The organism is Bradyrhizobium sp. cir1 (genome assembly GCF_014198245.1).
GTDB lineage: Bacteria > Pseudomonadota > Alphaproteobacteria > Rhizobiales > Xanthobacteraceae > Bradyrhizobium.
This window is the reverse complement of sequence record NZ_JACIHE010000005.1, coordinates 17,722-41,862: the sequence shown is the minus strand read 5'-3', so window position 1 is coordinate 41,862 and position 24,141 is coordinate 17,722. Positions and strand designations below refer to the sequence as shown.

Annotated in this window: 19 protein-coding genes; 14 read left to right on the top strand and 5 right to left on the bottom strand. The window is 64.0% G+C overall.

Features of this window, described 5'->3' with window-relative positions; all coding sequences use genetic code 11:
* Positions 1-7 precede the first annotated feature (7 nt).
* The 6 genes from GGD63_RS12900 (at position 8) to GGD63_RS12875 (ending at position 7,407) form a co-directional block, all read left to right on the top strand.
* Positions 8-1,276: a M20/M25/M40 family metallo-hydrolase gene (locus tag GGD63_RS12900; protein WP_183242443.1), complete on the top strand. Its 1,269-nt coding sequence runs from the start codon at positions 8-10 to the stop codon at positions 1,274-1,276.
* 189 nt (positions 1,277-1,465) lie between these two features.
* The gene (locus GGD63_RS12895; protein ID WP_183242441.1) at positions 1,466-2,143 is read left to right on the top strand and encodes a GntR family transcriptional regulator; all 678 of its coding nucleotides are present in this window, start codon (positions 1,466-1,468) and stop codon (positions 2,141-2,143) included.
* 143 nt (positions 2,144-2,286) lie between these two features.
* Positions 2,287-3,087, top strand: a complete 801-nt coding sequence (locus tag GGD63_RS12890) for a phytanoyl-CoA dioxygenase family protein (RefSeq protein ID WP_183242439.1) — start codon at positions 2,287-2,289, stop codon at positions 3,085-3,087.
* 157 nt (positions 3,088-3,244) lie between these two features.
* Positions 3,245-4,555 (top strand): NAD(P)H-dependent oxidoreductase, encoded by a 1,311-nt coding sequence (locus tag GGD63_RS12885; protein WP_183242437.1) that lies wholly within the window; start codon positions 3,245-3,247, stop codon positions 4,553-4,555.
* 323 nt (positions 4,556-4,878) lie between these two features.
* Positions 4,879-5,967: a TRAP transporter substrate-binding protein gene (locus GGD63_RS12880; protein WP_183242435.1), complete on the top strand. Its 1,089-nt coding sequence runs from the start codon at positions 4,879-4,881 to the stop codon at positions 5,965-5,967.
* Between the two features lie 348 nt (positions 5,968-6,315).
* Positions 6,316-7,407 (top strand): TRAP transporter substrate-binding protein, encoded by a 1,092-nt coding sequence (locus GGD63_RS12875; RefSeq protein ID WP_183242432.1) that lies wholly within the window; start codon positions 6,316-6,318, stop codon positions 7,405-7,407.
* Positions 7,408-7,734: 327 nt separating this feature from the next.
* Here GGD63_RS12875 and pimD read toward each other — a convergent pair whose 3' ends face one another.
* The 5 genes from pimD to GGD63_RS12850 form a co-directional block, all read right to left on the bottom strand.
* A complete protein-coding gene (gene pimD / locus GGD63_RS12870) occupies positions 7,735-8,877 on the bottom strand; it encodes a pimeloyl-CoA dehydrogenase small subunit (protein ID WP_183242430.1) in 1,143 nt (380 codons plus the stop codon).
* A gap of 163 nt (positions 8,878-9,040) precedes the next feature.
* A complete protein-coding gene (pimC, locus tag GGD63_RS12865; RefSeq protein ID WP_183242424.1) occupies positions 9,041-10,231 on the bottom strand; it encodes a pimeloyl-CoA dehydrogenase large subunit in 1,191 nt (396 codons plus the stop codon).
* A 138-nt stretch (positions 10,232-10,369) separates the two neighbouring features.
* Positions 10,370-11,557, bottom strand: a complete 1,188-nt coding sequence (locus tag GGD63_RS12860) for an acetyl-CoA C-acyltransferase (RefSeq protein ID WP_183242422.1) — start codon at positions 11,555-11,557, stop codon at positions 10,370-10,372.
* Positions 11,554-13,236 carry a dicarboxylate--CoA ligase PimA gene (gene pimA / locus GGD63_RS12855; RefSeq protein WP_183243062.1) on the bottom strand — a complete coding sequence of 561 codons (1,683 nt, stop codon included), beginning with the start codon at positions 13,234-13,236 and terminating at the stop codon, positions 11,554-11,556. Before pimA ends, GGD63_RS12860 begins: the two co-directional genes overlap by 4 nt.
* Before the next feature lie 145 nt (positions 13,237-13,381).
* Positions 13,382-15,478 (bottom strand): 3-hydroxyacyl-CoA dehydrogenase NAD-binding domain-containing protein, encoded by a 2,097-nt coding sequence (locus GGD63_RS12850; protein ID WP_183242420.1) that lies wholly within the window; start codon positions 15,476-15,478, stop codon positions 13,382-13,384.
* A 130-nt stretch (positions 15,479-15,608) separates the two neighbouring features.
* Between GGD63_RS12850 and GGD63_RS12845 the strand changes: the two genes are divergently transcribed.
* From GGD63_RS12845 to GGD63_RS12810, 8 genes are all read left to right on the top strand, one after another.
* Positions 15,609-16,475 carry an IclR family transcriptional regulator gene (locus GGD63_RS12845; RefSeq protein WP_183243060.1) on the top strand — a complete coding sequence of 289 codons (867 nt, stop codon included), beginning with the start codon at positions 15,609-15,611 and terminating at the stop codon, positions 16,473-16,475.
* A gap of 66 nt (positions 16,476-16,541) precedes the next feature.
* Entirely contained in the window at positions 16,542-17,339 is a 798-nt protein-coding gene (locus tag GGD63_RS12840; protein ID WP_183242418.1) for an ABC transporter ATP-binding protein, read from the top strand.
* The gene (locus tag GGD63_RS12835; RefSeq protein WP_183242416.1) at positions 17,336-18,049 is read left to right on the top strand and encodes an ABC transporter ATP-binding protein; all 714 of its coding nucleotides are present in this window, start codon (positions 17,336-17,338) and stop codon (positions 18,047-18,049) included. The genes GGD63_RS12840 and GGD63_RS12835 overlap by 4 nt, the downstream gene beginning before the upstream one ends.
* A gap of 13 nt (positions 18,050-18,062) precedes the next feature.
* Positions 18,063-18,941, top strand: coding sequence for a branched-chain amino acid ABC transporter permease (locus GGD63_RS12830; RefSeq protein WP_183242414.1), 879 nt, complete (start codon positions 18,063-18,065; stop codon positions 18,939-18,941).
* A gap of 2 nt (positions 18,942-18,943) precedes the next feature.
* Positions 18,944-19,963: a branched-chain amino acid ABC transporter permease gene (locus tag GGD63_RS12825; protein WP_183242412.1), complete on the top strand. Its 1,020-nt coding sequence runs from the start codon at positions 18,944-18,946 to the stop codon at positions 19,961-19,963.
* A 31-nt stretch (positions 19,964-19,994) separates the two neighbouring features.
* On the top strand, positions 19,995-21,230 hold the full coding sequence (locus GGD63_RS12820) for an ABC transporter substrate-binding protein (protein WP_183242409.1): 1,236 nt from the start codon (positions 19,995-19,997) through the stop codon (positions 21,228-21,230).
* A 120-nt stretch (positions 21,231-21,350) separates the two neighbouring features.
* Positions 21,351-22,577, top strand: a complete 1,227-nt coding sequence (locus tag GGD63_RS12815; RefSeq protein WP_183242407.1) for an ABC transporter substrate-binding protein — start codon at positions 21,351-21,353, stop codon at positions 22,575-22,577.
* 257 nt (positions 22,578-22,834) lie between these two features.
* A complete protein-coding gene (locus tag GGD63_RS12810) occupies positions 22,835-24,064 on the top strand; it encodes an ABC transporter substrate-binding protein (RefSeq protein ID WP_183242405.1) in 1,230 nt (409 codons plus the stop codon).
* Positions 24,065-24,141: the final 77 nt, after the last annotated feature.

Sequence of the window (24,141 nt, the reverse complement as noted above, 5' to 3'; positions counted from 1 at the left end):
GCGCAAGATGCAAAAGGACGCAAGTCATGACCTTCCGCCTCACGCCCCTGCTCGCTTTGTCGCTGCTCAGCTTTGCCGCTACGTCGTCTTCGCGGCCACTGACGAGAAGCTGAAGGCCGCGGCCGAGCAGGAGAAGGCGCCGCTGATCGACACCTTGCGCGAGATGGTGATGATCGAGAGCGGCAGCAGCGACGTCGAAGGCCTGAAGAAGATGGCCGACTTCACGGAAGGACGCCTGAAGGCGCTCGGCGCCGCCACGGAGCGGCGCAAGACCACGGCCGGCGCCGGCGCCGACATGGTGATCGCGACGTTCAAGGGCACGGGCACGCGAAAGCTCATGCTGATCGCGCATATGGACACGGTCTATCAGCGCGGCATCCTCGCAAGCGAGCCATACCGTGTCGACGGCAACCGCATCTACGGCCCCGGCATCGCCGACGACAAGGGCGGTATCGCCGTGGTGCTGCATGCGCTCAAGATCCTCAAGGACGCCGGCTGGACGGACTACGCCACGCTCACCGTCTCGTTCAATCCGGACGAGGAGGTCGGCTCGATCGGGTCGGGCGAGATCATCGCCGAGCTCGCCGATCAGCACGACGTCGTGCTCTCCTGCGAGCCGACGGCGGCCTCGCCGCCGGCGAAGAACGACTCGCTGCTATTGGGTGCCAGCGGCACCGCGACGGGCATCATGAAGGTGAAGGGCCGCGCGGCGCATGCCGGCGCGGCACCCGATCGCGGCCGCAACGCGCTGATCGAACTCTCGCATCAACTGCTCCAGACGCAGGACGTCGCCAAGTCGATCCCGGGCACCCAGCTCAATTGGACGACGGCGAAGGCCGGCACGGTGCGCAATCAGATTCCGGAGGATGCCGAGGCTGGCGCCGACATCCGCCTCACCATTCCCGACGGCATCGCCAGATTGCAGGCGGCGATCGACGAGAAGCTGAAGACCAAGCTCGTGCCCGACACCGAGACGAGCGTGAAGATCGTGGCGGGGCGGCCGCCCTTCGTCGCCAGCGATCGCGGCCGCGCGCTGGCCGAGGTGGGACAGGCGATCTATGCCGAGATCGACCGCAAGCTCGACATCGTCGAAATGACCGGCGGTGCCACCGACGCCGGCTATGCCAATCGCAGCGGCAAGGCTGTGGTGGTCGAGAGCTTTGGCCTTGCCGGCTTCGGCTATCACGCCCGCGACGAGTTCATCGACACCAACTCGATCGTGCCGCGGCTCTATCTGATGAGCCGGATGCTGATCGAGCAGGGCAAGAAGAAGTAGGCGCGGAGCCCCGCCGGGGTCCGTTGTTCGAAAACAACCCCATGCACAGTAGACGGCCCGAGCAATATCAATGGCTTAGCAAGACGCCCCTCGGACGGCTCAAGGGGCCTCGCAACCTGGCTTGACGCCAGGGTCATCCGGCTCTATTTTCGCATACGGAATTCCGTATTCCATTTTGGAGCTGCTGGCGTGATCCCTCTCGACCCGCTTCCGAACCTGATCGACCAGGTCTATGCGCGGATCCTGGAGGCGATCTCCGACCGCACGCTGCAGCCCGGCCAGCGCATCCGGCAGAACGAGCTTGCCGACAAGCTCGGCGTGTCGCGCCAGCCGGTGTCGCACGCGCTGCATCTGTTGCACCGTCAGGGCCTCGTCGCCGAAAGCGGCCGGCGCGGCTTTGAAGTCACCCAGCTCGATCCCGCGCGCATCCGCCAGCTCTACGAGGTGCGCGGCGCCATCGACGCGCTGGCCGCCCGGCTCGCCGCCGCGCGCGCAGCGAGCGATGCCGCGGGGCGGACGAGGCTGGAGACGGCGTTCGCCGCCGGACGCGGCATCGACCGCAATACGTCGCTCAGCGAGCTCATTGCGCTCGACGTCGAATTTCACCGCGCGATCTACCAGCTCTCCGGCAATCCCGTGATCGAGGAGACGATGGCGCCGCAATGGCCGCATATGCGCCGTTCGATGGCGGCCGTGCTGTCGGAGCTCGACTATCGCGGCAGCGCCTGGGCGGAGCATGCCGATATTGCCGGCCACATTCTCAGCGGCAACGCGAAGGCGGCCGAACGCGCTGCGCTTGCGCACGCGCAGACGGCGGGACGGATGACTGAGGAGAGATTGAGGGCCGGCGAAGAGGCGGCGGCGTAGCGACTGACGCCGTCATTCCGGGGCGACGCGTAGCGTCGAGCCCGGAATCCATCGAGCGGCAGAGACGGTAGATGAATGGATTCCGGGCTCGCGACTTCGTCGCGCCCCGGAATGACAATAACAATCAAACAGGAGGACGACCCATGAAACTGTCCGAGGCGCAATTGGAGTTCTTCCACCGTGAGGGTTGGCTGTTCTTGCCCGAATTGTTCAGCCAGGAGGAGGTCGATCTGCTTGCGCGCGAGGCGGTCGGCATCTACGACGCCAACCGGCCCGAGGTCTGGCGCGAGAAGAGCGGCGCGCCGCGCACGGCCTTTGCCGCGCATCTCTACAACGAGGCCTTCCGCATCCTCGGCGCGCATCCGCGCATGATCGAGCCGGTCGAGCAATTGTTCGGCGAGCCCGTCTACATGCACCAGTTCAAGATCAACGCGAAATCGGCCTTTACCGGCGACGTTTGGCAGTGGCACCAGGATTACGGCACCTGGAAGCGCGACGACGGCATGCCGGAGCCGCGCGCGATGAACATCGCGATCTTCCTCGACGAGGTGATGCCGATCAACGGCCCCCTGATGCTGGTGCCGCGCAGCCAGAACGCCGGCGACCTCGAAGCCGCGCATGACCTCGCCACCACCTCCTATCCGCTGTGGACGCTGGACGAGGACACCGTGACGCGCCTCGTCAAGCAGGGCGGCATCGTCGCGCCCACAGGCAAGCCCGGCGGCATGCTGATGTTCCACGGCAATCTGGTGCACGGATCAAGCGGCAACATCACGCCCTACCCGCGCAAGATCGTGTACCTGACGCTGAACGCGGTCTCGAACTACATCCGCACCCCGACGCGGCCGGAGTACATCGCGCATCGCGATTTCACGCCGATCAAGACGGTGGATGATGATGCGCTGCTGCGGCTTGCGCGTGCGCCAAGGCAGGCCGCGGAGTAACCTGTCATTCCGGGGCGCGCGAAGCGCGAGCCCGGAATCCATCGAGCCGCAGAGACGATCGATCAATGGATTCTCTGATGCGCAATCGCGCATCAAAGCTCGCGACTTCGTCGCGCCCCGGAATGACGAGCTTTGATTGTTGCACCAGGACATCCCCATGAACCTCTTTCGCCTCCTGCAAGCCCGCGCATCCGCCGGCAAGCCCGTTCGCGTGGCGCTGATCGGCGCGGGAAAATTCGGCTCGATGTTCCTCGCGCAGGTGCCGCATACGCCGGGGCTCGAGGTGCCCATCATCGTCGACATCGACCGCGAGCGCGCGCGCGAGGCGTGCCGTACCGTCGGCTGGAGCGCCGAGCGGATCGCCGCGACCGTCTTCACCGATGACGGCGCGCGCGCGATCGCCGGCGGCGCGATGGATGTGGTGGTGGAGGCGACCGGCAATCCCGCCGTCGGCATCCGCCATGCGCGCGCCGCGATCGCGGCGGGCAAGCATATCGTGATGGTCAATGTCGAAGCGGACGTGCTGGCGGGCCCGCTGCTCGCCGAGGAAGCGCGGAAGGCGGGCGTGGTCTATTCGCTCGCCTATGGCGACCAGCCGGCCTTGACGGCCGAGATGGTCGACTGGGCCCGCGCCACCGGCTTTCGCGTCGTCGCCGCCGGCAAGGGGACAAAATACCTGCCGGCCTATCACGACGTGACGCCCGACGGCGTCTGGCAGCATTACGGATTGACCGCGGGCGAAGCGCAGTCGGCCGGCATGAACCCGCAGATGTTCAACTCCTTCCTCGACGGCACCAAATCGGCCATCGAGATGGCTGCGATTGCCAACGCCTGCGGCCTCGACGTGCCCGCGGAGGGATTGTTGTTTCCGCCCTGCGGCGTCGACGATTTGCCGCACATCATGCGGCCGCGCTCGCGCGGCGGCGTCCTGGAACGGTCCGGCGTGGTCGAAGTCGTCTCCTCGCTCGAACGCGACGGGCGACCGGTGTTTCGCGACCTGCGCTGGGGCGTCTATGTCGTGCTGGAGGCGCCGAACGACTATGCCGCCGACTGCTTCAAGCAGTATGGCCTGAAGACCGATTCCAGCGGGCGCTTCGCCGCGATGTACAAGCCCTATCATCTGATCGGGCTCGAGCTGAACGTCTCGATCCTGTCGGCCGCACTGCGGGGCGAGGCGACCGGCCAGGCTTTCGGCTTCCGCGGCGACGTCGCCGCCGTGGCCAAGCGCAATTTGCGCGCCGGCGAGATGCTCGACGGCGAAGGCGGCTACACGGTGTGGGGCAAGCTGGTGCCGGCCGCCGCGAGCCTGAAAGCGAGCGCCCTGCCGATCGGCCTCGCGCATCGCCTCAAGCTGAAGCACGACGTTGCCCATGGCGAGATCGTGCGCTGGAGCGATGTCGAGTTCGACGCCAACAACGAGACGATCCGGACAAGAAAGGCGATGGAGGCGGCGTTCGCGAAGGGGTAGCGGCGCGATGGTTTCGGCCGATGGCAGCGCTCTCTCCGTTCCCTCCCCCTTCCGCTGCTGCCCAATCAAGCAGCAGTTCGCCAATCCCCGACTTTCGTCTGTCCCGCGTTCGCAATTGCGAGGGCGGCATGAGGCTTGATTATCGCTGGTCGAACGGTCATCCTTGCTGACGGAACCGCAATGATCGGAATTCCAACAACAAGAGCCCGTCAGGGCCCTCGGAAACGCCTCACAAGTCTCAACAAAACAACGTCGATCTCGACCAAGACAAGACGACACCAAAGTCCCTTAGGTCGAAGCATCGGCATAACGGAGGGAAGTGCATGGAACGTCGTAAATTCCTGACGGCAGGCGGATTGGGCCTGGCCGCAAGCGCGGTTGCTGCGCCGGCTATCGCGCAATCGGCGCCCGAAGTCAGATGGCGGCTCGCCGCGAGCTGGCCGAAGGCGCTCGATACGCTCTATGGCGGCTGCGAATATTTCTGCAAGCGCGTCGCCGAGATCACCGACAACCGCTTCCAGATCCAGCCGTTCGCCGCGGGCGAGATCGTGCCGGGCCTGCAGGTGCTGGATGCGGTCTCGAACGGCACCGTCGAGATGGGCAACACCGCGCTCTACTATTACTGGGGCAAGAATCCCGCCTTCACCTTCGGCACCGCGCTACCGTTCGGATTGAACACGCGCCAGCAGATCTCGTGGCTGCTGTGGGGCGGCGGACAGGATCTCGTCAACGACCTCCTGAAGGAGCACAACGCCTACGGCATTCCGACCGGCTCCACCGGCGCCCAGATGGGCGGCTGGTTCCGGAAGGAGATCAAGTCGGTGGAGGACATGAAGGGCCTCAAGGTCCGCATCGGCGGCTTTGCCGGCACGATCATGGCCAAGCTCGGCGCGGTGCCGCAGCAGATCGCCGGCGGCGACATCTATCCGGCGCTGGAAAAAGGCACGATCGACGCCGCCGAATGGGTCGGCCCTTACGACGACGAGAAGCTCGGCTTCGTGAAGGTTGCCAAGTACTACTACTACCCGGGCTGGTGGGAGGGCACGAGCCAGGGCCACAACATCTTCAACCTCGACAAGTGGAACGCATTGCCGAAGCACTATCAGGCGGCGGTCGATGCGGCCTCGCGCGACACCTACACCTGGATCACCGGCAAGTACGACGCGCTGAACGCGCCGGCGCTGAAGCGGCTCCTGGTGTCGGGCGCGATCCTGAAGGCGTTCCCGCAGGAAGTGCTCGAGGCCTGCTACGGCGCCGCCAACGAGATCTATGCCGATCTCTCCAAGAGCAATCCGCATTTCGGCAAGATGTACGCGAGCCTGACCGCCTATCGCGGCGAAGCCCTGCCCTGGTTCCAGGTCGCCGAGCTGAGCTTCGACAGCTTCATGATGCGGATGCGAACCAAGACGTGAGGCGCTGAGCGGCTCATACGACGAAAGAATGAGAAGCCCCGGAGATGGCGACGTCTCCGGGGCTTCGCATTTTCGGGCAAGTGTTCTTCCCTTCTCCCATGCGGGAGAAGGTGCACGAGTGCGCCGCAGCCTTCGCAACTGCGAGCATGCCGACAGCGCTTGCTTATCGCAAGACGAGCAGTCATCCTGACCTCCTAACCGCGATGCGCGGGATCTACAAAGAGCCCTGAAGGGCCTTCGGAAACGCCAAAATCAATCGTCACAACACCCACGTCGGTTATCGACGAAGCCAAGACGACAGCAAGATCGTCCCCTTAGTCGAGGACATCGGCGCAACGGAGGGTACGCATGAAACGTCGTGAATTCCTGAAAGTGACAGGTGCCGGGCTGGCGGCAAGCACCGCGATTGCCGCACCGGCGATTGCGCAGTCGTCGCCGGAGATGAGATGGCGGCTCGCCGCGAGCTGGCCCAAGGCGCTCGATACGCTCTATGGCGGCTGCGAATATTTCTGCAAGCGCGTCGCCGAGGTCACCGACAACAAATTCCAGATCCAGCCGTTCGCATCCGGCGAGATCGTCCCGGGCCTGCAGGTGCTGGATGCCGTATCGAACGGCACCGTCGAGATGGGCAACACCGCGCTGTATTATTATTGGGGCAAGAACCCCGCCTTCACCTTCGGCACGTCGCTGCCGTTCGGGCTGAACACGCGCGCGCATATTTCCTGGCTGCTGTTCGGCGGCGGACAGGACATGCTCAACGACCTCCTGAAGGAATACAACGCCGTCGGACTTCCGACCGGCTCGACCGGCGCCCAGATGGGCGGCTGGTTCCGGAAGGAGATCAAGTCGATGGAGGATTTCAAGGGATTGAAATTCCGCATCGGCGGCTTCGCCGGCTCGATCATCGCCAAGGTCGGCGGCGTGCCGCAGCAGATCGCGGGCGGCGACATCTATCCGGCGCTGGAGAAGGGCACGATCGACGCGGCCGAATGGGTCGGCCCCTATGACGACGAGAAGCTCGGCTTCGTGAAGGTCGCGAAGTTCTATTACTATCCGGGCTGGTGGGAAGGCACCGGCCAGGGCCACAACATCATGAATCTCGACAAGTGGAACGCGTTGCCCAAGCACTACCAGGCCGCGATCGAGATGGCCTCGCGCGACACCTTCACATGGGTCACCGGCAAATACGATTACGTCAACCCGCCGGCGCTGAAGCGCCTGCTGGTGGCCGGCGCGATCCTCAAGCCGTTCCCGCAGGAGGTGCTCGAGGCCTGCTACAGCGCCGCCAACGAGATCTATGCCGAACTCAGCAAGACCAACCCGCATTTCAAAAAGATGTACACCAGCCTGTCGGCATTCCGGAACGAATCGCTGGCCTGGATGCAGGTCGCCGAGCTCAGCTACGACAGCTTCATGATGCGGATGCGCACGCGGACGTGAGGCGGTGAACCGGTAGGTCGAACCACGCTGAAGGTGTCATCGCCCGGCTCGCCGCCTTCGCTAAAGCTTCGGCGGGCCGAGCACCCCCGCGGGCCTCGGCGTAGCCTTGGCGGAGCCGGGACCGGGCGATCCAGTATCCCAGAGGCCGGCGTTGGAGAGCACGCTCTCGCCACATCCGCTGCGGCGTACTGGATGCCCGCCTTCGCGGGCATGACAGCGGTGGCTGTGGCGGAAGGGGCAAGATCAAACGGCAAAAGCCCCGGAGATGTCTCCGGGGCTTTTGCTTTGGTCTTTCCGCTTTCGCGGAGATGGCAGTCGTTCGCAGGGCTAGATCAACCCGCCGGCGTCGGCGACGCGGCGCTGGTGGTAGTCGGTGTCGCCAAAGGTGTTCTCGATCATGGTGAGGCGCTTGAAGTAGTGGCCGATCTTCGCCTCCATGGTCATGCCGATGCCGCCGTGGAGCTGGATCGACTGCTGGCCGACGAATTTCAGCGACTTGCCGATCTGCACCTTGGCCGCGGCAATCGCATTGGAACGCTCCTTGGCGTCCTCGAAATCGCCAGCCATGGTCGCGAACATCGACATCGAGCGCGCCTGCTCAGTGGCGACGAACATGTCGGAGGCGCGGTGCTGCAGCGACTGGAACGAGCCGATCGCGACGCCGAACTGCTTTCGCGTCTTGATGTACTCGACCGTGGTCTTGAGCGACTCGTCCATCAGGCCGACCGCTTCGGCGCAGAGCGCGACGCGGGCCTCATCGACCACGCGCTCGATCAGCGCGAGCGAATCCTCGGGGTTGCCGATCACGGCGTCCGGGCCGACCTCGACGCCGGTGAGGGTGATGTCGGCGGCGTGCAGGCCGTCCTGGGTCGGATAGGACTTCTTCGCGACGCCCTTGGCATTCGCGGGGACCAGGAACACGCCGATGCCGGTCTTGTCGCGGCGGTCGCCCTTGGTGCGGGCGGTGACTAGAAGCGTGTCCGCGTTCTCGCCGTTGAGCACGACGAACTTCTCGCCATCGATGATCCAGCCGTCGCCCTTCTTCTTCGCAGTCGTCGAGACGTCGAAGAGATCATAGCGAGAGTTCTTCTCGAGCTGGGCGAAGGCGAGCGTCTTGCTGCCGTCGATGATCCCGGGAACGTGCGCGGCCTTCTGCGCATCGCTGCCGGCATGGCGCAGGAAGCCGCCGCCGATCACGACCGTGGCGAGATACGGCTCCAGCACCAGAGCCTTGCCGAGCGCTTCCATCACGATCATGGTCTCGACACCGCCGCCGCCGAAGCCGCCATCGGCCTCGCTGAAGGGCAGGCCGAGCAAGCCCTGCTCAGCAAGCTTGAGCCAGACCGTTTTGCTCCAGCCGCCCTTCTCCTTCATGTACTTCTTGCGCTGCTCGAAATCGTAGGAATCGGTCAGCAGGCCGTCGATGCTTTCCTTGAGAAGCCGCTGCTCCTCGGACAGATCAAAATCCATGTTTTTCTCCAAATCGGCGGGAATTGCCCTGCCGTCGCCTCACCCTCGGACGTCATCCCCGCGAAGGCGGGGATCCAGTAAACGCAGCCGCCGGCTGTACTCACGACCGCCGCGGCGTACTGGGTCCCCCGCCTTCGCGGGGGACGACAGCGTCATTGTTGACTCACAGCCCCAGCACCGCCTTGGCGATGATGTTGCGCTGGATCTCGTTGGAGCCGCCGTAGATCGAGACCTTGCGGTTGTTGAAGTAGCTCGGCGCGATCTGGGCGGTCCAGTCCATGGCTTCGTTCGAGCCGTCGTCGCCATGCACGTCGTAGGGCGCGGCGAACGGGCCGATCACTTCCATGAGCAGCTCGGTGGTGGTCTGCTGGATCTCGGAGCCCTTGATCTTCAGCACGGAGGAGGCCGGATTGGGCTTGCCCTTGCCGTGCTTGCCCTCGTCGGCGACGACGCGCAGCTGGGTCAGCTCGAGCGCCTTCAGCTCGATCTCGCACGCCGCCAGCTTCTCGCGGAAGGCGGCATCCTGGATGATCGGCTTACCTGCGGATTCGACCTTGCCGGCGAGATCGCGGATGCGGCGGAGCCGCTCCTTGGAGACGCCGACGCGGGCGATGCCGGTACGCTCATTGCCGAGCAGAAATTTTGCGTAATCCCAACCCTTGTTCTCCTCGCCGATCAGGTTTTCGATCGGGACTTCCACGTCGTCGAAGAAGACCTCGTTGACCTCATGGCCGCCGTCGATGGTCTGGATCGGACGCACGGTGACGCCCTTCGACTTCATCGAGAACACGATGAAGGAGATGCCCATCTGCTTCTTGGCGTTGTTGTCGGTGCGGCAGAGGCAGAAGATCATGTCGGCGTGCTGTGCCAGCGTGGTCCAGGTCTTCTGGCCGTTGATGATCCACTTGTCGCCTTTGCGCTCGGCCTTGGTCTTGAGCGAGGCGAGGTCGGAGCCGGAGCCGGGCTCCGAAAAACCCTGGCACCACCAGTCGTCGACATTGGCGATGCGGGGCAGGTATTTCTTCTTCTGCTCCTCGTTGCCGAAGGTGTAGATCACAGGGCCGACCATGCTGACGCCGAAGGCGAGCGGCTGCGGCGCCGGATAGGACTGCAGCTCCTCGTTGAAGATGTAATGCTGCACCGAGGTCCACCCCGTGCCGCCATACTGCGTCGGCCAGTGGCTGACGCCCCAGCCCTTCTTGTTGAGGATGCGCCACCACGTCACCATCTCGTCCTTGGTGAGATGACGGCCCTCGACCAGCTTGCGCCGCGTATCCGGCGGCACGTTGTCGCGGAAGAACGACCGCACTTCCTCGCGAAACGCCTGCTCTTCTTTCGTGAATGCGAGATCCATCGGATCCTCCTGTTTCCTCGTCGTCCTGGCGAAAGCCAGGACCCATTACCACCGGCCTTCGTTTTGCGAAGGCAATTGCCGTCTGTGCCCCTTACCCCGGGCGCGGAGTATGGGTCCCGGCTTTCGCCGGGACGACAGTTACTGCAACACCTCGAACAGTCCTGCCGCGCCCATGCCGCCGCCGACGCACATGGTGACGACCGCGTATTTCGCCTTGCGGCGGCGGCCTTCGATCAAAGCGTGGCCGGTGAGGCGCGCGCCCGACATGCCGTAGGGATGGCCGACCGCGATCGCGCCGCCGTCGACGTTGATCTTGTCGGGGTCGATGCCGAGCTTGTCGCGGCAATAGAGCACCTGCACGGCGAAGGCTTCGTTCAGCTCCCAGAGGCCGATGTCATCGACGGTGAGGCCGTGGCGCTTGAGGAGGCGCGGCACGGCGAAGACCGGGCCGATGCCCATCTCGTCCGGCTCGCAGCCGGCGGAGACGAAACCGCGGAAGATGCCGAGCGGCTTGAGGCCGCGCTTTGAAGCCTCCTTGTCGCTCATGATCACGGTGGCGCTGGCGCCATCGGAGAGCTGGCTGGCATTGCCGGCGGTGATCGAAAAACCTTCGCCGCGCACGGGCTTGAGGCCGGCAAGGCCTTCAGCGGTGGTCTCGGGGCGCGGGCCCTCGTCCTGCGATAGCGTGACCTCTTTCATCGAGACGGCACCGGTCGCCTTGTCGGTGACCGCCATCTGCGTCGTGATCGGCGCGATCTCGTCCTTGAACTTGCCGCCCTGCTGGGCAGCGGCGGTGCGACGCTGGCTCTCCAGCGAATATTCGTCCTGCTTCTCGCGCGAGATGCCGTAGCGCTTGGCGACGATTTCGGCGGTGTCGATCATGGGCATGTAGACCTCGCCCTTGATCTTGAGCAGCGCCGGGTCCTGGGCGTGGAAGCCGTTCATCTTGTCGTTCTGCACAAGCGAGATCGACTCGCCGCCGCCGCCGACGGCGATCTCGACGCCGTCGAAGATCACCGAGCGCGCGGCGAGCGCGATCGCCTGCAGGCCCGAGGCGCATTGCCGGTCGATGGTGGTGCCGGCGACGGTGACGGGCAGGCCGGCGCGGAGCAGCGCCTTGCGCGCGATGTTGCCGCCGGTGGCGCCCTGCTGGAGCGCCGCGCCCATCACGACGTCCTCGATTTCCTTCGGATCGACCTTGGCACGCGCGACGGCTTCGCCGATGGCGTGGCCGAGCAGGGTTGCGCCCTCGGTGGCGTTGAGCGCGCCGCGATAGGCCTTGCCGATCGGGGTGCGGGCGGTGGAAACGATGACGGCGTCGGTCAAGAGCGACCTCCTGATGCGGTTTGGGTGGATTGTGACGGTTTCTGCTGCTGGCGCAATTCGTGGCGCGACAATTTTCCGACCGGCGTGCGCGGCAGATCGGCGACGAATTCGACCTCGGCCGGCAGCTCGTGCTTGCCGACCTTGCCGGCGAGCTGCGCGCGCAGCTCGTCGAGCGAGAACGGCTTTGCGTCGGGCTTGAGCTTGATGAAGGCTTTTGCGGCTTCGCCCCGATACTGGTCGGGGATGCCGAGCACGATCACCTCGTGCACGCCTGGAATGGTGTAGATCGCCTGCTCGATCATCTGCGGATAAACATTGAAGCCGCCGGAGATGATCATGTCTTTCTTGCGGTCGACCAGGAAGAAATAGCCGTCGGTGTCGACATAGCCGATGTCGCCGGTGAGGAAGCGGCCGTCGACGAAGGCATCCGCGGATCCCTCCGGCTTGTTCCAGTAGCCCCTGGTGACGTTCGGGCCCTTGATGCGGATCTCGCCGACTTCGCCCGGCGGCAGCACGCGTTTGGGATCGTCGAGCGCGACGACGTCGAGCTCGATGCCGGGCAACATCAGGCCGATCGAGCCGGGCTTGTCCGGGCCCGTGGGCGGATGGCCGGTGCCGGGCGAACAGGTCTCGGTCATGCCCCAGCCGCTGCGCAGCTTCTTGCCGACCTTGCGCTCGAAGAAATTTGCGATCTCCACCGGCAGCGGCGCGCCGCCGGACCCGATCGTCGCCAGCGAGGAGAAGTCGCGCTTGTCCAGGTCAGGGAGCGCAGCGATGGCGATCCACATCGTCGGAACGCCCGGGAAATAGGTCGCGCGCTTCACTTCGATATCGCGCATCACGGCTTCGACGTCGAAGCGCTGATGCAGCGAGATCAGATTGCCGCGGCGGAGCGAGGACAAGAGCACCACGGTGAGCGCGTAGATATGGAACAGCGGCAACACGCAGATCACGCGCTCGATGACATCGCCGCGCGCGGCGCGCGCCGGCTTGCCCCAGACGTCGTAGATCGACACCGCGGAGGTGAGATTGCCGTGCGTCAGCATCGCGCCCTTGGGCAGGCCGGTGGTACCGCCGGTATATTGCAGCAGAGCGACGTCGTCGGCCGCGACTTGCGGCCACTGTGCCGGCGCGGTCGCGCCCTCCACAAAAGTCTTGAAGGTGACGATGCGGGGATCGTCGGGGATCGGCGCCTGCGGCGTGCCGACCTTGCCCCAATTGTCGTCCTCGCAGACGACGAGGCGGTCGATCAGACCTTTCTCCAGGAATTTCAGCGCGGTCGGCAGCAGCGCCTGGAGGTTCGAGGTGACGAGCAGGCGCGAGCCGGAGTCGGAGACCTTATGCGTCAGCGCGATCTCGCCGTCGAGCGGGGAGAGATGCGCAACGCGGGCGCCCGCCTTCAGCGCGCCGAAGAAATTGACGGGGTGGTCCGGCGTGTTGCCGAGAAACAGCGCGACCGAGCTGCCCTTGCCGCAGCCGGCGCGCAGGAACGCGGCGGCCGCGCGCTCGGCCATCGCGGCGAGCTCGGTGTAGCTGATCGCACGATCGCGGAATTCCAGCGCGGTGCGCGGGCCGTAATCGGCGGCGGCTTTCGCCAAGAGGTCGGGGAGCGTGCCCTGGACGATGGTGTCGCCCCAATGCACGCCCTCAGGGTAAAACTGTTCGCCGGGATGGGTCATTTTCTGCATCACACTCAGTGGTCATTCCGGGGCGCGACAAAGTCGCGAGCCCGGAATCCATCAGGCCGCGCACTCAGAGGCGAAATGGATTCCGGGCCTGGCCCTACGGGCCATCCCGGAATGACGCCGAGAGTGCAAGCCCCCATCACGCCGCTTTCGACGCGGCCGCGAGCGAGGCGAAGGTCTTGCCTTCCGCCGCGAGCTTCTTCAACAGCGGCGCGGGCTCGAGGCTGGGGTCGTTGGTCTCCTTGGCGTAGAAAGCCAGCCGATCGGCAATGTGCTTGAGGCCGACGCTGTCGGCCCAGAACATCGGGCCGCCGCGATAGATCGGCCAGCCGTAGCCGTAGAGCCAGACCACGTCGATGTCGGACGGACGCGCCGCGATGCCCTCTTCGAGGATCTTCGCGCCCTCGTTGATCATCGGGTACATCATGCGCTCGAGGATCTCGTCGTCGCTGACGATGCGCTTCTTGCGGCCGAGGCGGAGCAGCGTCTCGTCGATCAGCTTCTCGACATCAGGGTCGGGCAGCGGCGCGCGAGAACCCTGCTCGTACTTGTAATAGCCCTTGCCGGTCTTCTGGCCGAAGCGACCGGCTTCGCACAGCGCGTCCGCGATCTCCGACTTGATACCGCGGTCTTTCCGCGAACGCCAGCCGATGTCGAGGCCGGCAAGGTCGCCCATCGCGAACGGCCCCATCGGCATGCCGAACTTGGTCACGACGGCGTCGACCTGCTGCGGCAGCGCGCCTTCAAACAAGAGCTTCTCCGACTGCTTGCCGCGCTGGGCCAGCATGCGGTTGCCGACAAAGCCGTCGCAGACACCGACCACGGCCGGCACTTTTGCAATTTTGCGCGCGATGGACACGGCGGTCGCGAGCGCATCCGGCGCGGTCTTGTCGGCGCGCACGATCTCGCACAGCTTCATGACGTTGGCGGGCGAGAAGAAGTGCATGCCGAGCACGTCCTGCGGACGCTTGGTCGACTTCGCGATCTCGTCGATGTTGAGGTACGAGGTGTTGGAAGCGAGCACGGCGCCGGGCTTGACGTACTGGTCGAGCTTGCTGAACACCTCTTTCTTCACCGCCATGGTCTCGAACACGGCTTCGATGACGAGGTCGGCATCGCCGACGTTCTCGATGCCGACGACGCCGTTGATCAGCGCCATGCGCTTGGCGGGCGCATCGGCCGGGATGCCGCCGCGCGCGGCGGTCGCTTCCCAGTTCTTCTGCATGATGCCCATGCCGCGCTTGAGCTGCTCCTCGCCGGTCTCGATCAGCGTGACGGGCACGCCGGCATTGGCAAAGGACATCGCGATACCGCCGCCCATGGTGCCGGCGCCGAGAATGGCAACGCGGTTGACTGGGCGCGACTTGGTGCCCTCAGGGACGCCCGCGATCTTGGCGGCCTCGCGCTCGGCGAAGAAGGCATAGCGCTGCGCCTTGGACTGGTCGCTGGCGACGAGCTTGAGAAAACCCTCGCGCTCCTTCTTCAGCCCTTCGTCGAACGGGAAATCGATGGCGTAGCCGACCGCGTCGGCCGCCGCGAACGGCGCCTCCAGGCCGCGCGACTTCTTGGTCATGGCGGCGACCGCATTGGTGAAGATCGAACGGTCGGCCTTGGCGGCCGCGATCTTGGAATCGTCGTCGCGCAAGCGGCGCAGCGGACGCTTCTCGGCGATGAGCTTGCGGACGAAAGCCTCGCCGCCGGAGGCCGGCCCCTCGATGATCTCCTCGATCAGGCCGTTCTTGAGCGCTTCCGCCGCTCCGATCGGGTCGCCGCCTACGATCATCTTGACGGCGAGTTCCGGCCCGACCGCGCGCGGCAGGCGCTGGGTTCCGCCGGCGCCGGGCAACAGGCCGAGTTTCACCTCGGGCAGGCCGAGCTTGGCCTCTTTCACCGCGACGCGGAAATGACAGGCCAGCGCAACCTCGAGGCCGCCGCCGAGCGCGGTGCCGTGGATCGCGGCAACCACCGGCTTGGGCGAATTCTCGATCTCGGACAGCACGTCGTTGAGGGCCGGCGGCTTCGGCGGCTTGCCGAATTCGGTGATGTCGGCGCCGGCAATGAAGGTGCGGCCGGCGCAGGTCAGCACGATGCCCTTGATGGCGGGATCGGCGACCGCAGCCTTGATGCATTCCAGGATGCCGCCGCGGACCGCGGCACTCAGCGCATTGACCGGAGGGCTATTGACCGTGACGATCCCGACTTCGTCATGACGCTCAAGCTTGACCACTTCGCTCACGGTGTCCCTCCTTGGTGGGGATTTACTTTTGTTCGATTTCGCGGTGCGGAATTTAATTCCGCATCTTGACGGCAGGGTTATTTTGAAGCACGGACGTTGTCAACGACTCCGCGCAAGAAGCAGATCAGGGATGAAGCGTACAGGAAAGAAGACTGCGACCGATCGGAATTTCGTCGTCGCGCTTTCCCGCGGACTGGACGTATTGCGCGCATTCCAACCCAATGACGGCCTGCTCGGCAATCAGGAGATTGCGGCCCGCACCAACCTGCCGAAGCCAACGGTATCGAGGCTGACCTATACGCTGACCAAGCTCGGCTACCTGACGCCGGTTCCCCGTTTCGAGAAATACCAGCTCGCGCCCGCCGCGATGTCGCTCGGCTACGCCGCGCTCGCCAATCTCGGCGTTCGGCATTTGTCCGAGCCGTTTCGCGAGGAAGTGATGCGCGCCACCGGCGGCGCCGTCGCGGTCGGCGGCCGCGACCGTCACAGCATGATCTATTTCGGACAGAGCCGCGGCAGCGAGACGGTCGGCGTTCAACTTGACGTCGGCTCGCGCGTGCCGATTGCAACCAGCGCGATGGGCCGGGCCTATTTCTGGGCGCTCGACGAAGACAATCGCGCCGAGGTGTCGCGCATCCTGCGCGAACATTACGGCAGCCGCTGGCCCAAGATGCGCGACGGCCTCGAACGTTCCGGCGAGACCGTCGCGAAATACGGTTTTGCGATTTCCGTCGGCGATTGGCACGACGACATCGGCGCCGCCGGCGTCGCGCTCAAGCTCAATGACGGAACCGGACCTTACGCATTCAATTGCGGTGCGCCCGCATTCCGTTTCACGGAAGAGCGTTTGATCAACGACATTGGACCGCGTCTGCTTGCGATGGTAAGGAACATCGAAGCGGCACTCGGGGGTCTGATGCCGCATTCCAAAAAAGAAGTCAGCAAAAAGCTGAAATCAGGAGGAAAAGTTGCGCGTGTGGCCGAGGGGTTCAGATAGCCTTTGTCGTTGCAGGGAGCGGTTCGCATCGCCCCTTCGCCCACTGAACGTTGTGGGCGAGACGAGATGACGCAGGCACAGCTCGCGCAGGGTACATCGCCCCTGCTCGCGGTTCGCGACGTCAGCGTCGTGTTCGGCGGCATCATCGCGCTCAACGGCGTGTCCTTCAACATGCACAAGGGCCAGATCCTCGGATTGATCGGCCCCAACGGCGCCGGCAAGACAACGCTCTTCAACTGCCTCTCGCGGCTGTATCAGCCGTCGTCCGGCGACATCCTGATGGAGGGTGTCAGCATCCTGTCGCGCCCGCCGCACCGGATCGCCGAGATCGGCATCGGCCGCACCTTCCAGAACGTCGCGCTGTTTCCGAACCTCTCGGTGATGGACAACGTCCGCGTCGGCGCCCATTCGAAGACCTCCAGCGACATCATCAGCGACTCCCTGAAACTGGCGTGGGTCCGGCGCAGCGAGACCAGCGTCAACAAGAAGGTGCACGAGATCCTCGCCTATCTCGATCTCGAGGACGTCGCCCACACCATGGTGTCAGGCCTGCCCTTCGGCACGCAGAAGCGCGTCGAGCTGGCGCGCGCATTGGCGGCCGATCCGAAAATCCTGCTGCTCGACGAGCCCGCCGGCGGCCTCAACCATGAGGAAGTCTATGTGCTCGGCGACCTCATCCGCAAAATCCGTGACGAGCGCCACATGACGGTACTGCTGGTCGAGCATCACATGGGCCTCGTGATGTCGATCGCCGACCACGTCGTCGCGCTGAATTTCGGCAAGAAGCTCGCGGAAGGCACGCCCGCCCAGGTGCAGGCGGACCCCGACGTCATCAAGGCCTATCTCGGGAGCAAGGACCAATGACGACACTGCTCAACGTCAAGGACCTGCGCGCCTATTACGGCCAGGTCCAGGCGCTCCATGGCCTGTCGTTCTCGCTGAACGAGGGCTCGCTGACGACGCTGCTCGGTGCCAACGGCGCCGGCAAGACCACGACGCTGCGCGCGATCTGCAACATGGTGCGCTCCACCGGCGGCATCGAGTTCGACGGCAAGCCGCTCAACAACCGTTCCACCGAGAGCATCGTGCGGTTCGGCATCGCCCATGTACCGCAGGGCCGCGGCACCTTCACCACCATGACGGTGGAGGAGAACCTCCAGCTCGGGGCCATCACCCGCAAGGACAGCGCCGGCATCGTCTCCGACATCGAGCGCATGTATGCACATTTCCCGGTGTTGAAGCAGCGCCACACCCAGCAGGCCGGCACGCTCTCCGGCGGCGAGCAGCAGATGCTCGCGGTCGCCCGTGCCCTGATGCTGCGGCCGCGACTGATGCTGCTGGACGAGCCCTCCTTCGGCCTCGCGCCGCTGGTGGTGCGCGACCTGTTCGGCATCCTCGGCAAGATCAACCGCGAGGACAAGGTGTCGATCCTGGTGGTCGAGCAGAACGCCCAGCTCGCGCTCGAGCTCGCCGACCATGCCTATGTGATCGAAACCGGCCGCATCGTGATGTCGGGCAATGCCAAGGACATCGCGAACAACGAAGAAATCCGCAAATCCTATCTGGGTTACTGAGGGAGCCGGGACAATGGAGCTGTTTACCAACCAGGTCCTGGCCGGCATCGCCACGGGCGCGATCTACGCCTGCATGGCGCTCGCCGTGGTGATGATCTACCAGGCCATCGACCATCTCAACTTCGCGCAGGGCGAGATGGCGATGTTCTCGACCTTCATCTCCTGGCAGCTGATGCAGTGGGGCATCCCCTACTGGGCCGCGTTCGTGATCACGCTGGCGTTCTCCTTCATCGGTGGCATCGCGATCGAGCGCATCCTGTTCAAGCCGCTCGCCAAGGCGCCGATCCTGACCAACGTCGCCGGCTTCATCGCGCTGTTCGCGATCATCAACTCATCGGCCGGCCTGATCTGGGACTTCACCATCAAGCAATACCCGACCCCGTTCGGCTCCGCACCGTTCCTGGGCAGCCAGCTGATCTCGACCCACCAGGCCGGCATGATCGGCGTCACCGTGCTGCTGCTGTTCGGCCTCTACTTCTTTTTCCAGTACACCCGCATCGGCCTTGCGATGCGCGCGGCCGCCTCGGTGCCTGAATCGGCTCGCCTCGTCGGCATCAACACGAGCTGGATGATCGCGCTGGGCTGGGGCATGGCCTCGGCGATCGGCTCGATCGCCGGCATGCTGATTGCTCCCGTGGTGTTCCTGGAGCCCAACATGATGGGCGGCGTGCTGATCTACGGCTTCGCCGCCGCGGTGCTCGGCGGCCTCACCAGCCCGTTCGGCGCGGTGGTCGGCGGCTTCCTGGTCGGCATCTTCGAAAACCTCGCCGGCACCTACATCCCCGGCGTGGGCAACGAGCTGAAGCTTCCGATCGCGCTTGCGCTGATCATCTCGGTCCTGGTCGTCAAACCCGCTGGCCTGTTCGGCCGGCACATCGTCAAGCGAGTTTGATCATGAGCGCTGCAGAAGAAGTCGTTGCAGAAGGCCACCAGGCGGTTGAGGCCGTTCCGAAGCGGGCCATGACGCTGGGCACCGGCACCTCGCTGGTGGTGCTCGCCGCGCTTGTGATCGCGCCCGTCTTCGTCAAGAACTTCGTCATCTTCCAGATGACGATGCTCCTGATCTACGGGCTCGCCGTGCTGGCGCTGAACATCCTGACCGGCGGCTCGGGTCAGTTCTCGCTCGGCCAGAGCGCGTTCTACGCGGTCGGCGCCTACACTTCGGCAGTGCTGATGGAGCACGCCAACATCAACTACGCACTTACCATTCCGATTTCCGCCGTGGTCTGCTTCGGATTCGGTTACCTTTTCGGCAAACCGGCCCTGCGGCTGTCGGGCGTCTATCTCGCGCTCGCGACCTTCGCGCTCGCCACCGCGATGCCGCAGCTCCTGAAGCTGAACTTCCTCGAGCACTGGACCGGCGGCGTGCAGGGCCTTGTCGTCACCAAGCCCGACGCGCCGTTCGGCTTGCCGATGTCGCAGGACATGTGGCTGTATTACTTCACGCTCGTCGTGACGATTGCGATCTACATCTTCGCGGTGAACCTGCTGCGCTCCCGCTCGGGCCGCGCCTTCATGGCGATCCGCGACAACGAGATCGCGGCCTCCTCGATGGGTGTCAACGTCGCGCTCTACAAGACGCTGGCCTTCGGCGTGTCCGCGGCGATCACTGGTATCGCCGGCTCGCTCGGCGCCATCGCGGTGCAGTTCGTCGCGCCCGACAGCTACACCATCACGCTCGCGATCTCGCTGTTCCTCGGCATGGTGGTTGGCGGCGTCGGCTGGCTGCCCGGCTCGTTCGTCGGTGCGGCCTTCATCATCTTCGTGCCGAACATGGCGGAGAGCATCTCCAAGGGCCTCTCCGGCGCCGTGTTCGGCGTGCTCCTGTTCCTCGTCATCTACCTCGTGCCGCATGGCGCAAGGCAGGTCGCAATCCTGGGCCAGCAACTCGCTGGAAAGCTCAGAAAGAATTGAACCCCGTTTAATCGTACAAAGGAGACCCGAATTGTCTTTTGGAAGAACACTGCGAGCCGCCGCGCTGGTCACGGCAACGGCGGCCATCACTTTCAACTCCGGCACGGCATTTGCTCAAAAGAAATATGATACCGGCGCTTCCGATACCGAGATCAAGATCGGCAACATCATGCCGTACAGCGGTCCGGCGTCGGCTTACGGCATCATCGGCAAGACCGAAGAAGCCTATTTCAAGATGATCAACGACAAGGGCGGCATCAACGGCCGCAAGGTCAACTTCGTCACCTATGACGACGCCTATTCGCCGCCCAAGGCGGTCGAGCAGGTCCGCAAGCTGGTCGAGAGCGACGAGGTGCTGGCCGTGTTCAACCCGCTCGGCACGCCCTCGAACTCTGCGATCCAGAAGTACCTGAACGCCAAGAAGATCCCGCAGCTGTTCGTCGCCACCGGCGCCACCAAGTGGAACGATCCGAAGAACTTCCCCTGGACCATGGGCTGGCAGCCCTCCTACCAGAGCGAAGCGCAGATCTACGCGAAATGGCTGATGAAGGAGAAGCCGGACGCCAAGGTCGCGATCCTCTACCAGAACGACGATTTCGGCAAAGACTACCTCAAGGGCACCAAGGACGGCCTCGGCGCCAAGGCCTCCTCCATGATCATCATGGAAGAGAGCTATGAGGTCTCCGAGCCGTCGATCGACGGCCACATCGTCAAGATCAAGGCCGCCAATCCCGACGTGCTGCTGATCTATGCGACCCCGAAGTTCGCGGCGCAGACCATCAAGAAGACTGCCGAGCTCAGCTGGAAGCCGCTCCAGATCCTGACCAACGTCTCGATCTCGGTGGGCAGCGTGATGAAGCCGGCTGGCTTCGAGAACGCCCAGGGCGTGCTGTCGGCGGCCTACGCCAAGGATTCGACGGATCCGCAGTGGGCCAACGACCCCGGCATGAAGAAGTGGAACGAGTTCGTCGACAAGTACATGCCGGGCGCCGACAAGACCGACACCGCCATGGTCTACGGCTATGGTGCAGCGTCGACCCTGGCCAAGGTCCTGGAGATGTGCGGTGACGACCTCACCCGCCCCAACCTGATGAAGCAGGCGGCCTCGCTGAAGGATTTTGCCCCGGACACCATGCTGCCCGGCGTCAAGCTCAACACCAGCGCCACCGACTTCGCCCCGATCGCGCAGCTGCAAATGCAGCGCTTCAAGGGCGAGAAGTGGGAACTGTTCGGCGAGATCATCAGCGGCGACGTCGCCTCCGAGTGACACGCTGACGTCATAGTCCTGGCATCGATAGGCCCCCGCGAGCGATCGCGGGGGCTTTTTGTTGACGTCCGGCGCCAATCTTGTTCAATGCGGCGCCGATCCAGCCGGGGTGGGAGAACAATGACTGCCGTTCGATTTCAGGTTGCGGCCCTCCTGGCCGCATTCGCGTTGTGCACTGCAATGAGCAGCCCGGCACAGGCGCAGAAGAAATACGACAGCGGCGCTTCCGATACCGAGATCAGAATAGGCAACATCATGCCCTATAGCGGGCCGGCCTCCGCCTATGCCGCGATCGGCAGGACCGAGGAAGCCTATTTCAACAAGATCAATGCCGAGGGCGGCATCAACGGCCGCAAGATCAAGTTCATCTCCTACGACGACGGCTATTCGCCGCCGAAGACGGCGGAGCAGGCGCGCAAGCTGGTCGAGAGCGACGGGGTGCTGCTGATCTTCGGCTCGCTCGGCACCTCGACCAATGGCGCGATCCGCAAATACATGAACGAGAAGAAGGTGCCGCAATTGTTCGTGGCGAGCGGCGCCTCGAAGTGGAACGACCCCAGGCAATATCCCTGGACCATGGGCTGGCAGCCGAGCTACGCGAGCGAGGCACGCATCTACGCAAAATACATCATGAAGGAGAAGCCGGACGCCAAGATCGGCCTGCTCTATCAGAACGACGATTTCGGCAAGGACTATCTGAAAGGACTGAAGGAGGGCCTCGGGCCCAAGGCCTCGATGATCGTGCTGGAGGAGAGCTACGACACCTCGGAGCCCGCGATCGACGACCACGTCGTGAAACTGAAGGCCTCGGGCGCCGACGTCTTCATCAGCATCACCACCCCGAAATTTGCAGCACAGGCGATCAAGAAGGCGGCCGAGATCAGCTGGCATCCGCTCCACATCATCTCCAATGTCTCGGCCTCGGTCGGCGGCGTGCTGGAGCCGGCGGGCCTCGAGATCTCGCAAGGCGTCCTGTCGGCCACCTACACCAAGGACGGCTCCGACCCGCAGTGGAACGCCGATGACGGCATGAAGAAGTTCTACAGTTTCCTCGCGCAGTACGAGCCCAAGGCCAACAAGCTCGATGCGGGCGTGGTGTTCGGCTATGCCGCGGCCCAGACCATGGTGAAGGTGCTGCAGATGTGCGGCGACGATCTCACCCGCGAGAACGTCATGAAGCAGGCCGCCAGCATCAGGGATTTCGAGCCCGACACGCTGCTGCCCGGCATCAAGATCAACACCGCATCTGATAATTTCGCCCCGATCGAGCAGCTCCAGATGATGCGCTTCAAGGGCAAGAAATGGGAGCTATTCGGCGACGTCATCTCGAGCGAGATGAACCACTGAGCGCTGCAAGCGCGCAATTCAAAATAGCTCAAATTTCACAGGACAACTTCTGCGCAGCGGATTGACGGCGCATCCCATCTCGCGCGTCGGAATATTCCACATCGTCTCGAAAAAAGAGGGTCCCGCTGCGACAGCTCGGGCGGGGCGTTCTCCTTGCTGGCCGTCCGGGAAGGGTATTCAATATGTGCCGGAGCGACGCGCAACGATCGCTTCCGATCAAGAAAACGGCACATTCAAACCTACCTAGGGAGATCAAGATGCCTGCAATGCATGTGCGATTGGGGGCCTTCTCGGCTGCCCTCGTGCTCGCTGCCACCCTGTCCACGACCGCGTTCGCGCAGAAGAAGTACGACACCGGCGCATCCGACACCGAAATCAAGATCGGCAACATCATGCCCTACAGCGGACCAGCCTCCGCCTACGGCGTGATCGGCAAGACCGAGGAGGCCTATTTCCGCAAGATCAACGCCGAGGGCGGCATCAACGGCCGCAAGATCAACTTCATCAGCTATGACGACGCCTATTCCCCGCCGAAGACGGTGGAGCAGGCGCGCAAGCTGGTCGAGAGCGACGAGGCGCTGCTGATCTTCCAATCGCTCGGCACGCCGCCCAACACGGCGATCCAGAAATACATGAACTCGAAGAAGGTACCGCAACTGTTCGTCGCCACCGGCGCCACCAAATGGGATGATCCCAAGAATTTCCCGTGGACTATGGGCTGGCAGCCGAACTACCAGACGGAGGCCCGCATCTATGCAAAGTACATTCTGAAGGAGAAGCCGAACGCCAAGATAGCCATCCTCTATCAGAATGACGACTACGGCAAAGACTATGTCAAAGGCCTGAAGGACGGCCTAGGCGCCAAGGCAGAGTCGATGATCGTGGTCGAGGAAAGCTACGAGGTGGCGCAGCCGACCATCGACTCCAGCATCGTCAAGCTGAAGTCAACGGATGCCGACGTATTCTTCAACGTCACCACGCCGAAATTTGCGGCTCAGTCGATCAAGAAGATGCACGAGATCGGCTGGAAGCCAATGCACTTCCTCAACAACGTCTCGGTCTCCATCGGCAGCGTCATGAAGCCGGCCGGCTTCGAGGCCTCGCAAGGCATCATCTCCTCGAACTACTACAAGGATCCGACCGATCCGCAATGGAAGGACGATCCGGCGATGAAGGCCTGGAATGCGTTCCTCGACAAGTACTATCCCGAAGCCAACCGAACGGATTCGGCGGTGATGTACGGCTACATCGTGGCCCAGGCCCTCGAGCACGTCTTGAAGGCATGTGGCGACGATCTGACGCGCGCCAATGTCATGAAGCAGGCAGCCAGCATCAAGGCCTTCGAACCCGCCGGCCTGCTGCCGGGCATCAAGGCCAATACCAGCCCCACCGACTTTGCTCCACTGTCCCAGGTGCAGCTCATGCGCTTCAAGGGCGAAAGCTGGGAGCTGTTCGGTGACGTCCTCAGTGGCGACGTCAGCGGCTGAAAGGCCGGCATGGCCGACCATGACTACTAAAGAAGCAGCCCCTGCGATCTCCTCGCAGGGGCTTTTCCTTGATGCTG